At 35.4% G+C, this 14750-nt stretch carries 17 protein-coding genes; 16 read left to right on the top strand and 1 reads right to left on the bottom strand.

Annotation, left to right across the window (positions count from 1 at the left end; translation table 11 throughout):
- Positions 1–199: 199 nt before the first annotated feature.
- The 16 genes from BMW63_RS07390 to trpA all read left to right on the top strand — a co-directional run bounded on the left by BMW63_RS07390 (position 200) and on the right by trpA (position 14136).
- Positions 200–631 (top strand): DoxX family protein, encoded by a 432-nt coding sequence (locus BMW63_RS07390; RefSeq protein WP_074722813.1) that lies wholly within the window; start codon positions 200–202, stop codon positions 629–631.
- A 1-nt stretch (position 632) separates the two neighbouring features.
- Entirely contained in the window at positions 633–1091 is a 459-nt protein-coding gene (locus tag BMW63_RS07395; protein WP_074722815.1) for a MarR family winged helix-turn-helix transcriptional regulator, read from the top strand.
- A gap of 23 nt (positions 1092–1114) precedes the next feature.
- Positions 1115–1747, top strand: coding sequence for an NAD(P)H-dependent oxidoreductase (locus BMW63_RS07400; RefSeq protein ID WP_074722817.1), 633 nt, complete (start codon positions 1115–1117; stop codon positions 1745–1747).
- 251 nt (positions 1748–1998) lie between these two features.
- A complete protein-coding gene (locus tag BMW63_RS07405) occupies positions 1999–2538 on the top strand; it encodes a GNAT family N-acetyltransferase (protein ID WP_074722819.1) in 540 nt (179 codons plus the stop codon).
- 438 nt (positions 2539–2976) lie between these two features.
- Entirely contained in the window at positions 2977–3432 is a 456-nt protein-coding gene (locus BMW63_RS07410; protein WP_074722821.1) for a MarR family winged helix-turn-helix transcriptional regulator, read from the top strand.
- Positions 3433–3442: 10 nt separating this feature from the next.
- Positions 3443–4075: an NAD(P)H-dependent oxidoreductase gene (locus tag BMW63_RS07415; protein WP_074722823.1), complete on the top strand. Its 633-nt coding sequence runs from the start codon at positions 3443–3445 to the stop codon at positions 4073–4075.
- A 26-nt stretch (positions 4076–4101) separates the two neighbouring features.
- Positions 4102–4668: a YceI family protein gene (locus BMW63_RS07420; RefSeq protein WP_074722825.1), complete on the top strand. Its 567-nt coding sequence runs from the start codon at positions 4102–4104 to the stop codon at positions 4666–4668.
- Between the two features lie 288 nt (positions 4669–4956).
- Positions 4957–6237: a hypothetical protein gene (locus BMW63_RS07425; RefSeq protein ID WP_074722827.1), complete on the top strand. Its 1281-nt coding sequence runs from the start codon at positions 4957–4959 to the stop codon at positions 6235–6237.
- 410 nt (positions 6238–6647) lie between these two features.
- A complete protein-coding gene (locus tag BMW63_RS07430; RefSeq protein WP_074722829.1) occupies positions 6648–8048 on the top strand; it encodes an anthranilate synthase component I family protein in 1401 nt (466 codons plus the stop codon).
- An 86-nt stretch (positions 8049–8134) separates the two neighbouring features.
- Positions 8135–8701: an anthranilate synthase component II gene (locus BMW63_RS07435; protein ID WP_074722831.1), complete on the top strand. Its 567-nt coding sequence runs from the start codon at positions 8135–8137 to the stop codon at positions 8699–8701.
- A gap of 203 nt (positions 8702–8904) precedes the next feature.
- Positions 8905–9897, top strand: a complete 993-nt coding sequence (trpD, locus tag BMW63_RS07440; RefSeq protein WP_074722833.1) for an anthranilate phosphoribosyltransferase — start codon at positions 8905–8907, stop codon at positions 9895–9897.
- A 133-nt stretch (positions 9898–10030) separates the two neighbouring features.
- On the top strand, positions 10031–10816 hold the full coding sequence (trpC, locus tag BMW63_RS07445; protein ID WP_074722835.1) for an indole-3-glycerol phosphate synthase TrpC: 786 nt from the start codon (positions 10031–10033) through the stop codon (positions 10814–10816).
- Between the two features lie 159 nt (positions 10817–10975).
- Positions 10976–11599, top strand: a complete 624-nt coding sequence (locus BMW63_RS07450; RefSeq protein WP_449403943.1) for a phosphoribosylanthranilate isomerase — start codon at positions 10976–10978, stop codon at positions 11597–11599.
- A 12-nt stretch (positions 11600–11611) separates the two neighbouring features.
- Positions 11612–12793 (top strand): tryptophan synthase subunit beta, encoded by a 1182-nt coding sequence (trpB, locus tag BMW63_RS07455; protein WP_074722837.1) that lies wholly within the window; start codon positions 11612–11614, stop codon positions 12791–12793.
- 207 nt (positions 12794–13000) lie between these two features.
- On the top strand, positions 13001–13321 hold the full coding sequence (locus BMW63_RS07460; RefSeq protein ID WP_074722839.1) for a gamma-glutamylcyclotransferase family protein: 321 nt from the start codon (positions 13001–13003) through the stop codon (positions 13319–13321).
- Between the two features lie 53 nt (positions 13322–13374).
- Positions 13375–14136, top strand: a complete 762-nt coding sequence (trpA, locus tag BMW63_RS07465; RefSeq protein ID WP_074722841.1) for a tryptophan synthase subunit alpha — start codon at positions 13375–13377, stop codon at positions 14134–14136.
- Positions 14137–14510: 374 nt separating this feature from the next.
- On the opposite strand, the gene BMW63_RS18110 is transcribed toward trpA, so the two are convergent.
- Positions 14511–14669: a hypothetical protein gene (locus BMW63_RS18110; RefSeq protein ID WP_175460270.1), complete on the bottom strand. Its 159-nt coding sequence runs from the start codon at positions 14667–14669 to the stop codon at positions 14511–14513.
- Positions 14670–14750: the final 81 nt, after the last annotated feature.

The following is a 14750-nucleotide window of genomic DNA, read 5'->3' on the forward strand; positions in this document are numbered from 1 at the left end:
GTTTGTCATTGCGGGCAGAATTGTTATTGCGAGCGAAGCGAAGCAATCTCACTAACAAAGGCACACAAGTTGAGCAGCAGGATGGGATTGCTTCGTTCCTCGCAATGACAAGTTTACGCGTAAATAAATCGTGATTACAAAACAATTGACTACATTTGCATCGTCCACGACATAAACGCGTACGATTAAAATTAAAAAAATGAGTAAAACCATAGAAACAACATTGATACAAAATATTTTCAGAATACTATTAGCCTTTTTTATGGTCTATGCCGGATTCAGTCACCTTACTTTTAATAGAGTAGATTTTCAGGCGCAAGTACCAGACTGGTTACCGCTAAGCAAAGATTCGGTCGTAGTACTATCTGGTATAGTAGAAATGGCATTGGGTCTCGGTTTGGCTTTTTGGAAAAAGGAACGAGTTGTATTTGGTTGGGCACTCGCGTTGTTTTTTATTTTAGTGTTTCCAGGAAATATTGCGCAATACTTAGATCAAAAAGATGCTTTTGGAGCACTAAATTCAGATAAGGCACGTTTAATACGTCTGTTTTTCCAACCAGTACTTATTGCCTGGGCATTATGGTCAACTGGCGCGTTTAAAGACTGGAGAACCAGAAAAACAGAAGACTAATATGGACGATGCACAATTAAAATTAAGCAGCCAAGTTTGCTTCCCGCTCTACTCCGCTTCCCGTCTCCTCACTAAGGCCTACAAACCTTATTTAGACGAAATGGGGATAACGTATCCACAGTATTTAGTGCTACTAGTATTGTGGGAAAACGATGATCTTTCTGTAAATCAGATTACCGAGAAGCTGCTGCTGAATACCAATACACTTTCACCATTGCTAAAACGCATGGAAAAAATGGAACTCCTGCAACGCAATCGTTCTACTACAGATGAAAGAAGTGTTATTGTACAGCTTACAAAAAAAGGAAAAAACTTAAAAGACCAAGCAAAGCCCATTCCTGAAAAACTCATCAAAATATTGCTTACCGAAAATATCAAGATATCCGATGTACTGCAGCTAAAAGAGATGCTGAATGAATGGATTAAAATACTAGGAGAAGGCAACAAAAATTTAGAATAAAACAAAAAATAAAAACAAAGAATATGGAATTATTAGACAAATTAAATTGGAGATACGCTGCTAAAGCGATGAATGGTACAAAAGTATCACAAGAAAAAATTGACAACATAATTGAAGCAATATCACTTGCTCCTACATCAAGTGGTTTACAACCGTTTGAAGTAATTGTAATTACAAATCAAGAATTAAAAGAAAAAATCAGACCTATTTCTTGGAACCAATCCGTTGTTACTGATTGTTCTCATTTGTTTGTATTCGCTGCCTGGGATACTTACACCGCTGAACGCATTAACAAAATGTTTGATTTAACAAACACCATTCGTGGTTTTAAAAACGAAGGTTGGGAAAATTACCGTCAGATGCTTTTAAATCTTTATCCGCAAAAGGATGCTGAGGAAAACTTTACCCACGCCGCTAAACAAGCTTACATCGCATTATCGCAAGCTATTACTGCTGCCGCTTTTGAAGGAGTTGACAGTACACCTTTAGAAGGTTTTGATGCTGATGCATTGGATGAAATTTTAGGATTAAGAGCTAAAGGACTTAGAAGTTGCGTTATGCTTCCTGTAGGTTATAGAGACAGTGAAAATGACTGGTTAGTTAATCTTACTAAAGTGAGAAAAAGCAAAGAAGATTTAGTTACTTTAATTGATTAGTACCTAAAATTAGATAAGCTAAAGCGGTTTGAGTATACACTCCAACCGCTTTTTTTTTGTTCTATATCTTGGACCTCATAACTCCACTACCGCACAAATCCTTCAACATGGAAAACGTAGACCTAAAGCTAGCACAGCTTCCTCCTTTGTCATAAAGGAAATTTTACACTCAAATACTTATGTTCTCAATAAGCCAATTTTAACTATCTCCGTTTATTTCATATATTCGTTCTGTACAAAACGATGCCAAAATGAACTTCAAATCTTTTCCAGAAATAAAATCAGAACGTCTTTTATTAAGAAAATTGAAAGAATCTGATGATGCAGTTATCTTATACTTACGCTCTGACGAAACGATTAATCAATATATCGAAAGACCAGAAAACAGAAAAACAAAGACTATCGAGCAAGCACTCCAATTTATAAATGAAATAACCGATGACTACCACAATAATAAATCGGTAACTTGGGGCATCATTTATAAAAACGAACCTCAACTTATAGGAACAATTTGCTTGTGGAACATTTCCGAGAACAATACCCTTGCCGAAGTGGGTTATGCCCTTAATCCTGCGTTCCAAAATAAGGGAATTATGAGCGAAGCGCTAAATTGCGTTATTAATTTTGGCTTCAATGAATTAAAACTAGACAAGATCGAAGCCTTCACACATCATAAAAATGAGAGCTCTAAAAAAATATTAGAAAAAAATGGATTTACGTTTATGGAAAACCGAAAAGATCAAGACAATGATGCTAACAGTATTTATGAACTTTTAAATAGTCAGAGTTAACTAATTGCGATTTCCTCATACAATTTTAAATCACAGCTCATAAATCTAAGGTTTTGAATTTCGTCTGTATTAATTTTTAAAAAAAATTAGCTTCCAAAAAAAAATAAAGTGAGATGATAAAGTCAGTAGTTACTATCATTATCAGCTATAAATACGTCTCAATACTACTTACTCTTCTATAAATCAATGGAAACAAATCACTTTAAAAACAATTTAAAGGAAGTTCATTTTTTATAACTCCTATCAACCTCTCTAAAAAAGCAACTACACCTAGCCTTCAAAAAACCATCTAAAACACTATAAAACAAGTGTATACACCCAATAAAGCAAACTGTTTTACAATACTTACTTAAAATTTTAACAAAAAAACAACAGACACTTGTATATACAACTAAAATAAGTGTTACATTTGTACCAACAAATAAATAATGTATTGGTATGAAAATTGAAGACATCATAAAAACTACAGCGGTTTTAAATAATTCAAATCGAATTATTTTAAATGTAATGTATACCGAAAACGTCATCAATGAGAAATTCAATGAAGTTTTGAAGCCGTATGAGTTATCTGGAGAACAATACAATGTGTTACGGATACTAAGAGGGCAAAAAGGGAACCCCGCTAATATGAGTGTCATTCAGGAACGCATGATTGCAAAAACGAGTAACACCACCCGTCTGGTAGATAAATTATTATTAAAAGAATTGGTTACACGCAAAGTCTGTCCAGAAAACAGAAGAAAAATAGAGGTTTTGATTACTCAAAAAGGATTAAACGTTCTACATGAACTAGACCCTAAAGTAACGGAGCATGGTAATTATTTTTCAAAAAATTTAAATGACGAGGAATTAGAGCAATTGAATACATTACTAGAAAAATACAGAAATCAATAAAATATAAATTATGAGTACTTTCTTAGAACACCAAAATTGGAGATACGCAACAAAGAAATTTGATGCCAGCAAAATAATAAACACCGAAGATTTAGATACTTTAAAAGAAGCAATCCGTTTAAGTTCTTCTTCTTATGGATTACAACCTTACAAAATTATCATTGTTGAAAACCCCGAATTAAGAGCTAAAATCCGACCTGCTGCCTGGGGCCAATCTCAAATAGTAGAAGCTTCGCATCTTATCGTTTTTGCAAATGAAACTCAAATTGCAGAACAATCTATTGATAGTTATGTCAAAAATATAAGCACTACAAGAAACGTCCCTATTGATTCATTAAATGGATACTCAGACTTCATGAAGTCAAAAATAGTAACGCTTGATAAAGATTCAAAAAACATTTGGGCGTCAAAACAAACCTATTTAGCAATGGGTAACTTATTAAATGCAGCTGCCGAACTAAAAATTGACGTTACTCCTATGGAAGGCTTTGTTCCTGAGCAGGTAAACGAAATATTAGGCTTAGAAAAACTAGGTCTTAACGCTTCTTTAATAGCGACTTTAGGCTACAGACATGATGAAGATGCTACTCAACATTACAAAAAAGTTAGAAAATCACAAGAGGAATTATTTATTACACTATAATTATTAACACTAATCAAACTAAACACATGAAAAATTTAAAAGCGATTGCATTAGCACTAACGGTAGTATTCTCTACTTTATCAGTAGCAGCACAAACAAAAAAAGTAGATGCGGCAGCAAGCACCATTAACTGGGTTGGAAAAAAAGTAACAGGACAACATAGTGGTACTGTAAATCTAAAAGCGGGAACTTTAATCTTTAAAGGAGATAAATTAGCTGGCGGAAGTTTCACTGTTGATATGACTTCATTAACTTCTACTGATCTTTCTGGTGAGTACCAAGGAAAATTAAACGGTCACTTGAAATCAGAAGATTTCTTTGGAACTGAAAAATTCCCAACTTCTACTTTAGTATTCAAAACTATTGCAGCAAAATCTAAAACTGTATATACTGTAACTGCAGACTTGACTATCAAGGATAAAACAAGTCCAGTAACATTCGATATTACTGTAAACGGAAATACTGCTACAACAGCTTTCAACGTTGACAGAACTAAATATGATATTAAATATGGTTCAGGAAGTTTCTTTGACAACTTAGGAGACAAAGCAATTTCTAATGAATTTGAATTGGCGATTTCATTGAAAATGTAAAACAAAGCATTTAAGTATTTAATTTACCCCAACAATTATTTTGTTGGGGTATTTTTTTTTAAAGAGTAATTCCTTACATAAATTAACATTCGAAATTTATAATAACACATTCATAATACCCACAAATTCTTAGGATAACATACTACTTCTAATTTTGGAATTGTTAAAACACTAACATTAATAAAGCATTTTTTAAATAAAAAAACGCTGCGTGAGCCAAATAAAAACAATCACCAATACCATTTTCCTTCTCAATTGAGGAAATAGAAAACTTTAAAAAGTATCGTTATGAAAAGAAAATTATGTTTTACAATTGTCGGTTTTATCTGTGGTCTTATAACTTTTGCACAACAACCTAAGGGAATTACTGGTGACTCCAATTGGATGACAAACTGGACTAACTTTAAGCCGGCAACAACGGATTACAGCGAGGCCACAAATATACTAGCGGGTGTAATCGACAAAGACACTAAACTATACAAAAGAAATACCTACCAGTTAACTGGTGTGGTTTATGTAACTAATAATGCAGTTTTAACTATAGAGCCTGGAACTGTCATTAGAGGCGATGAGGAAACATGCGGTACGCTTGTCATAACAATTGGTGCCAAAATCATAGCCGAAGGCACAGAAACGGATCCAATTGTCTTTACATCTTCGAAAAATGTTGCCGCCAGAAGACCGGGAAATTGGGGAGGTATAATAATTTTAGGAGAGGCTCCAATCAATAAGATAGGAGGCATCAGTTACTTAGATTTCAATTTAGACCCAATGATGAGCCATTATGGAGGAAAGAACCAAGACGATAACTCTGGTATTTTAAAATATGTTCGAATTGAATATTCAGGTAGAAAGATAAATGCACTGAAAGAACTGAATGGTCTATCGATGGCCGGTGTGGGGAGAAAAACAAAATTTGATTTCATTCAGATTAGTTATTCTAATGATGATTCTTTTGAATGTTATGGTGGTGACGTAAATCTCAATAATCTAATCTCATACCGCGCTACTGACGATGATTTTGATTTTACGCAGGGCGCGCAATGTAATATTAACAACAGTATCGCCATTCGCCATCCTTTTTCTTCTGATATATCTGGCTCCAGATGTTTTGAAATAGATTCCTATGATAAAATTGAAAATGCTGATATGACTAAAAAATTTACCAAAATAAATGCCAATAATATCACCTTAGTCAATTTAGAAAAAAACAACCAAGGTCTAATCCGTGAATCTGTATATATCAAAGAAAACAGTTCGCTTAACTTAAATAACAGTATTGTTTCTGGCTTCAGTCCCTTTATTTTATTAGAAGGAAAAATAGGATCTGGCGCAGCCAATTTAGTCAAAGTAAACATTCATGAAGTCAAGATTAATAATTGTACAGGTTCCGTTGTAAGCGAGATCTCTTCATTGGACCCCGAAATACAAAAATGGTACAGCAACGACTCCTTTTCTTTAGAATACACTAACCTCACTATTCCAGATTTATTTACCGAAACAAGTATCAAAAACAACAATCCTGATTTCAGAATTAAAGTAAAAAGTGTATTGGTCATAAATAACTAAGAAGTATTACAAAAAAGCGGGAATTTAATTCTTATAGTACAAACCCATTCTCAATATTTCGAAAAAAGGTTCGACAAACTTCAAAATTTTCCTTAAGATTTACTTCTGAAGAAAAAGGAATAATTCAAAAATTGTTATGTCACAAGAAAATATAACAAAAAAAGACTAAGAATTTAGTTTTTTTTATTCTAATCGAATTGAATAACCAAATTACATTTATATATTTGTAACATGAACACAAATACAAACAATACTTGGTGGTGGAACAATTTACGTCAAACGTCGTGAACTAAGCTCCTATGGTATTATCCACTATAAATATAAAAGGCTTGTCATCACGACAAGCCTTTTTTTTATGTTCCTTTATTTTCAACATCACTTAAGACTTTAAACCTTAAACTTTAAACAAATTGAAACCTTTTATATTTAATACAAAATACAAACAAATACTTGCAGACACCATAACTCCTGTTAGTGTGTATTTCAAGATACGCGATAAATTTCCAAACAGTCTTTTATTAGAAAGTAGCGATTATCATGGGAGCGATAATAGTTTCTCTTACATCTGTTGCAATCCAATTGCTTCTATAAAAATAGAAAACGAAACGATTTACAAAACCTTCCCAGACGGTACTTCGGAAAAAATAGCAATCGATGCCAACACAAATATTCCTGAAGTAATCCAAGAGTTTTCAGGACAGTTCAAATCGGAGAAAAACGACTTTAAATTTATCAATAATGGTTTGTTTGGGTATATTTCCTATGATGCCGTACGCTATTTTGAGAAAGTAAAAATCGCCAAAAAAGACAATAGCATTTCAATCCCAGATGTATATTATGCAGTGTACCAAAATATCATTGCAATCAATCATTTTAAAAATGAAGCGTATATCTTCTGCCATAGTTTGGACGGAAAAAACAACATTTCTGAAATTGAACAATTATTGCAATCCCGAAATATTGCTTCTTATAAATTTTCGAAAGAAGGCGAAGGCTTTTCAAATTTGACAGACGAAGAATTCAAACACAATGTGGCTTTGGCCAAAAAGCACTGTTTCCGAGGAGATGTTTTCCAATTGGTGTTATCTCGTAGGTTTACCCAAGGTTTCAAAGGAGATGAGTTCAATGTATACAGAGCGCTACGAAGCATCAACCCTTCTCCCTATTTATTTTTCTTTGATTACGGAGATTTCAAAATATTTGGGTCTTCGCCCGAAGCGCAAATTATTGTTAAAGATCGTAAGGCAGAAATACATCCTATCGCCGGAACTTTCAAGCGCACCGGTGACGACGAAAAAGACGCCATTCTTGCTAAACAATTATCCGAAGATAAAAAAGAAAATAGTGAGCACGTCATGTTGGTCGACTTAGCTCGAAATGATTTAAGTCGCAACGGTCATAACGTAAATGTAGAGAAATACAGAGAAGTACAGTTTTTCTCGCATGTGATTCATTTGGTTTCCAAAGTAACTGGTCATTTACATGAAAAAGCAACGACTATGCAAGTAGTCGCCGACACTTTTCCAGCTGGAACATTAAGCGGAGCGCCAAAACACAGAGCAATGCAACTCATCGAAGAATATGAAAAAACAAACCGTAATTTTTATGGCGGTGCTATAGGATTTATGGATTTTGAAGGAAACTTCAATCATGCCATTATGATTCGAACATTCCTGAGCAAAAATCATCAGTTACATTCTCAAGCGGGAGCCGGAATTGTTGCCAGTTCAGATGAAGAAAGTGAAATGCAAGAAGTGTACAATAAACTCCTTGCGTTGAATAAAGCGCTGGATTTAGCAGAGACAATATAGAAAATAAGTGGTCAGTTTTTAGTGATTTAGTATCAGTTGGCAGAACCTGAAACTTTAAACTTTAAACTTTAAACAAAAAAGACAAAATGAAAAAAATATTAGTTATAGATAATTACGATAGTTTCACTTACAATCTTGTCCATTATCTGGAAGATTTAGAGTGCGAAGTGACGGTATACAGAAACGATGAATTTGAGATCGATGAGATTGCAGGATTTGATAAAATACTGCTTTCCCCTGGCCCTGGAGTTCCTGAAGAAGCCGGATTGTTGAAAGCTGTGATTCGGAAATACGGCGCTACCAAAAGCATTCTGGGCGTTTGCCTTGGGCAGCAAGCAATTGGAGAAGTCTTTGGAGGAACGTTATCAAATTTAGACAAGGTATATCATGGTGTTGCAACAATGGTAACACAATCTGTAAATGACGAACATTTATTTGATGGTTTAGAAAAAGATTTTGAAGTGGGACGCTATCATTCTTGGGTTGTCGATGCGACATTGCCTGAAATGCTAGAAGCGACTTCTTTTGATGAAAATGGTCAAGTAATGTCCTTGCGTCACAGAACATTTGATGTTCGTGGGGTACAATTTCACCCAGAAAGTGTATTGACTCCAAACGGGAAAAAGATATTGGAGAATTGGGTGAATAGTTAGATCCTCCCCCCGACCCCCTCCGAAGGAGGGGGAGCCAAAACGGATATAGATAATTGATAATTATTTACTGTCATAGTTTGCAGAAAAACAATGCAGACATAGTTCACGGAAAATATTTACAGACATAGTTTACACACAAAGTTTAATCATCCAATCACCCCCTCCTTCTGAGGGGGCTGGGGGGAGGATAACAAAATAACAAAATGAAAAATATATTAAACAGATTAATCAATCACGAAATGCTTACCTCGGCCGAAGCAAAAGAAGTCTTGGTCAATATTTCCAATGGTAGTTATAATCCAAGTCAAATCTCCGCATTTTTGACGGTCTTTATGATGCGTAGTATTAGCATTGAGGAACTTTCTGGTTTTAGAGAAGCCTTATTGGACTTGTGCATCCGCGTGGATTTATCAGATTACAACACAATCGATTTGTGTGGGACAGGTGGTGACGGAAAAGACACTTTTAATATTTCGACCCTAGCGTCTTTTATAGCTGCAGGAGCAGGAATAAAAGTTGCCAAACACGGTAACTACGGAGTTTCGTCTATTTCTGGTTCTAGTAATGTGATGGAAAAACTGGGAATCAAATTCAGTAATGATCCCGATTTCTTAGAGCGAAGCATTGACAAAGCAGGTATTTGTGTTTTACACGCCCCACTATTTCACCCTGCTATGAAAAATGTAGGCCCCATCCGAAAAGAACTGGCGGTAAAAACCTTTTTTAATATGCTAGGGCCGATGGTAAACCCATCATTCCCAAAGAATCAATTGGTAGGGGTTTTTAATTTAGAACTGGCTAGAATCTACTCTTATTTATATCAAAATACCGATGTGAATGTTACCATTCTACATTCATTAGATGGCTATGACGAAGTTTCATTGACTGGTCCTACAAAGATTATCACAAGTTCGATGGAAGGAGTCCTAAACCCAGAAGATTTTGGCGTTAGCCTCTTAGCACAAAGCGAAATCGAAGGAGGAAAAACAATCGAAGCATCAGCCCAAATGTTTACTGACATCATTTCCGGAAAAGGAACAGAAGCCCAAAACAATGTAGTTTGTGCCAATGCTGGAATGGCCATTGCAACGGTAACAAAATGTACCCCGCTCGAAGGATTTGAATTAGCTAAAGAAAGTTTGCTGTCTGGAAAAGGATTAAAAGCATTGACTACTTTACAGGAATTGAGTAGATAAAAAAAAATACAAAACCATACACGAATTTCACAAATTCCCACTAATTAATTTGTGTAAATTAACGAAATTCGTATTTGATTTTAGTTAATCATAAGTGATTTAATATTGACTAAAACTTTAAACAAATTAAACGATGAATATCCTAGATAAAATAATAGTTGATAAAAGAAGAGAAGTTATTCTCAAAAAATCAATCATTCCGGTTTCTCAATTGGAAGCTTCCGTTTTTTTTTCAAAAAAGACCATTTCATTAAGTAAAAATTTAAGAAATAGCACTTCTGGAATTATCGCAGAACACAAACGACGTTCTCCATCAAAAGCGGAGATAAATTATAGTTTCACGGTGGAAGAAGTGGCAAAAGGATATGAAGATGCAGGTGCTTGTGGAATTTCGGTATTGACGGATGGGAAATATTTTGGTGGTTCTTTAGATGATTTACTTTTGGCGAGAGCCTCAGTAAACATTCCTTTACTGCGAAAAGAATTCATTGTGGATGAATACCAAATCCTGGAAGCCAAAGCCTACGGAGCCGATTTAATTTTGCTCATAGCGGCGGTACTAACTAGAGAAGAAATCAAATCCTTATCTCAATTTGCAAAGAGTTTGGGACTAGAAGTATTATTGGAAGTACACAATCAAGAAGAGTTGGAGAAATCAATTATGCCAACATTGGATATGATTGGTGTCAACAATAGAAACTTGAAAACTTTTGAAGTAAGTCTAGATTTCAGCAAACAATTAGCGGCACAAATACCAGACGAATTTGTAAAAATTTCCGAAAGTGGTATTTCATCTGTTGAAGCGATAAACGAATTAAAACCCTTTGGCTACAAAGGTTTTCTAATAGGTGAAAACTTCATGAAAACAGAAAATGCTGGAAAATCGGCGAAGGAATTCATAAAGCAACTAGCCCCTTAACCCCCGAAGGGGAACTCCCTTTTTGTGGAAAAAAAAGTCAAGAGAAAGTCAAGCAAAGCTTTAAAAACTTCGCGAGAAGTTATTAAAGCTAAATAAATGATCATGAAAAATTTAGACAAACATAACATAATGTCTCCCTTTCTTTCGGGGAGGCCTGGGGTGGGAATAAAAATCTGCGGCATGAAATACCCCGATAACATACTCGAAGTGGGATCACTCCTACCCGATTATATGGGTTTTATCTTTTGGGAAAAATCGGCTCGCTATTTTGACGGCATCATTCCTACTCTGCCAAAATCCATAAAAAAAGTTGGCGTTTTTGTCAATGAGATAATGGACAATATTTCTGAAAAAGTCAAAAAACATGATTTACAGGCTGTTCAGTTGCATGGAAAAGAATCAGTCGATTTTTGCGAAACATTACGCAACCAATTGCCAAACAACATCGAAATCATCAAGGTGTTTTCTATCCAAGATGAATTTGACTTTAACGTTTTGGAACCGTTCGAAGCGGTCTGCGATTATTTCCTTTTTGATACTAAAGGGAAATTACCTGGAGGAAACGGAACGACTTTCAATTGGAAAGTATTAGAAAATTATCCTTCGACCAAACCCTTTTTCCTTAGTGGCGGAATAGGACTCGAAGAATTAGAAGCAGTTAAACAAATATTAAAAATGAATCTACCCGTTTATGCTATTGATGTAAACAGTAAATTTGAAACAGCGCCGGGATTAAAAAACATAAACCTTGTACGGACAATTTGCGAATTGCACCTACAATAAAAAGAAAAAAAAATGAGCTACCACGTAAACGAAAAAGGCTATTACGGTGAATTTGGAGGAGCCTACATTCCTGAAATGTTATATCCAAATGTTGAAGAATTACGCCAACAATATTTAAAAATCACTGCAGAACCAAGCTTTCAAGCAGAGTTTGATGCACTTTTAAAAGATTATGTAGGACGTCCTACTCCTCTATATTTTGCAGAACGCTTATCTGAAGAATACAATACAAAAGTATACCTTAAAAGAGAAGATTTATGTCACACTGGAGCACATAAAATCAACAATACCATTGGCCAAATTTTACTTGCCAAACGTTTGGGTAAAACCCGTATTATTGCCGAAACTGGTGCAGGCCAACATGGTGTTGCGACAGCAACTGTCTGTGCTTTAATGGGATTGCAGTGCATCGTCTATATGGGCGAAGTTGACATCAAGCGCCAGGCGCCAAATGTAGCGCGTATGAAGATGCTAGGTGCCGAAGTACGTCCCGCACTTTCAGGTTCTAGAACCTTAAAAGACGCGACAAACGAAGCTATCCGCGACTGGATCAACAATCCAGTAGACACCTATTATATCATTGGTTCTGTGGTAGGACCGCATCCATATCCTGATATGGTAGCTCGTTTTCAAAGTGTCATCTCTCAAGAGATAAAAACACAATTACTGGAAAAAGAAGGAACAGAAAAACCTGATTATGTCATTGCCTGCGTTGGTGGCGGAAGCAATGCTGCCGGTACATATTACCATTTTATCGATGATGAAGACGTAAAGATCATCGCTGTCGAAGCGGCAGGTCTAGGAGTAGATTCTGGAGAAAGTGCAGCTACCTCCGTATTAGGAAAAGTAGGTGTGATTCATGGTAGCAAGACCTTATTGATGCAATCTACAGATGGCCAAATTACCGAACCGTATTCCATTTCGGCAGGATTGGATTACCCGGGCGTTGGTCCTATGCACGCTAATCTTTATGCAACGGGAAGAGCGCAGTTTATCTCGATTACTGATGAACAAGCGATGCAATGGGGATTAAAACTTTCTAAAATGGAAGGACTTATTCCGGCGATTGAAAGTGCTCATGCTTTTGCTGTTCTCGACGAAATGAAATTCAAACCAGAGGATATTGTGGTGATTAATCTGTCCGGACGTGGCGACAAAGATTTAAATACGTATATTGACTACTTTAAATTGTAAAAAGGGTTGATCCTGAATCATTTTCAGGGCGTTCCCGCGTACCCTGAAAAAAGTTTCAGGGCAAGCGGGCGGGCTGTTTGCTATATTCCCGATTAACAAAAACTACGGCGATCGCCTTGTTTTTGTTAATCGGGAGATGCCGCTTCCATCCCTAACGCAATCCACACAAGAAGATCAGATTTAAAAATAAATTATAAATAGAAAAAAATGGAAAATTTATTTGCCTACGGTTCTTTAAGAGAAGAAGATGTACAAAAAACTATTTTTGGACGAATCCTAAAAGGGATTCCAGAAAAATTATCGGGATATGCAGTAAAACAAATTGAAATTGAAGAAGAATTTGGAATAGAAACCTATCCGATTATCACTCCCACCGACGATAATAAAGATGCAATTCATGGAATAGTGTATGAACTAACCTTAGACGAACTTCAACTTTCTGATACATACGAAGGAAACTCTTATACCCGCATCCAAGTCCCATTAGAATCAAAACAATTAGTCTGGGCTTATAGCGCCAAAGTATAAACCAATCAAAAACAGACTGCAAAACAGATTCCCAATCTGATAAAATAGTAAAAATGAACAGAATAAATCAAAAATTACAAGCAGACAAAAAGATACTCTCCATCTACTTCTCTGCTGGATATCCTAACTTAAATGATACCGTACAAATCATTCAGGATTTGGAAAAAAGTGGCGTAGACATGATCGAAATCGGATTACCGTTTTCTGATCCATTGGCTGATGGTCCAACCATACAAGCCAGCTCCACTCAGGCCTTACATAACGGAATGACCACCCAAGTTTTGTTTGACCAACTAAAAGACATTCGGAAATCAGTTTCTATTCCTTTAATAATCATGGGATATTTCAACCCAATGTTACAATATGGCGTGGAAAATTTCTGCAAGAAATGTGCTGAAATCGGTATTGATGGCCTAATCATTCCTGACCTTCCAGTTGATGTCTATGCCGATGAGTACAAAGCTACTTTTGAGAAATACGACCTAATTAATGTACTCTTAATTACACCGCAAACTTCTGACGAACGCATTGGATTTATCGATAGTGTCTCAAATGGATTTATCTATATGGTAAGCTCCGCAAGTGTAACGGGATCACAATCTGGTTTTGGAAGTACACAAGAAGCGTATTTCAAACGCATCGCTGACATGAACTTACGCAACCCTCAAGTCATCGGTTTTGGAATAAACAACAAAGAAACCTTTAATCAGGCTACACAATTTGCCAAAGGTGCCATCATTGGAAGCGCATTTATCCAGTACCTAACGGAAAACGGAACAGGGAAAATTGAAGATTTTGTAAAAGCAATTCGATAAACTTCTTTTTTAGATAAAGGCTAGACGTCGTTTAATCTCGTTTTAAAACGAGATTAAACGACGCTTTTTTTATTGTGCAGTGTATAAAAAAATACGACTATTTGTAAGTATCTATTTCTATATTAGCAATTATATAAAAAATGCTATTATCACAGAAAGCCATGAGTTACCATCCACTCCGCAAAACTGAATTAATAATAAAAAAGAACATAGCACTAATATCTATTTTTATGAGTTTCGTTTTAATATTAACAAATATTATTACGGTCGAAAAATTTGACACTGGATTTTGATTAAGAATCATATCAAGTTCTTTGTGATTTTTAGCAATGTTTCTAACTCTTCAAAAAAAAAGAATTAAATATTAAACAAAATCACTCAATCGCTAAAAACACGACAAAACGGAATGGAACGCAGACAATGGTAGTAGTACTTGGCGTTTTTGGAATAGTCACTTCATTTGTAGTTGACAATCCTATAATAGGTGACCCTTTATTTATTTTGTGTGCTCTTGGTATCGGTTTTATCTTCAAATGGATTCCTTTTAGAAAACGAAATTTGAATAAATAATCTTAATAATGCAATGGTATCACACAATTACTATAGGATTTTTC

Origin of the sequence: Flavobacterium frigoris, from assembly GCF_900111075.1 — a bacterium.
GTDB classification, from domain to species: Bacteria; Bacteroidota; Bacteroidia; order Flavobacteriales; family Flavobacteriaceae; genus Flavobacterium; species Flavobacterium frigoris.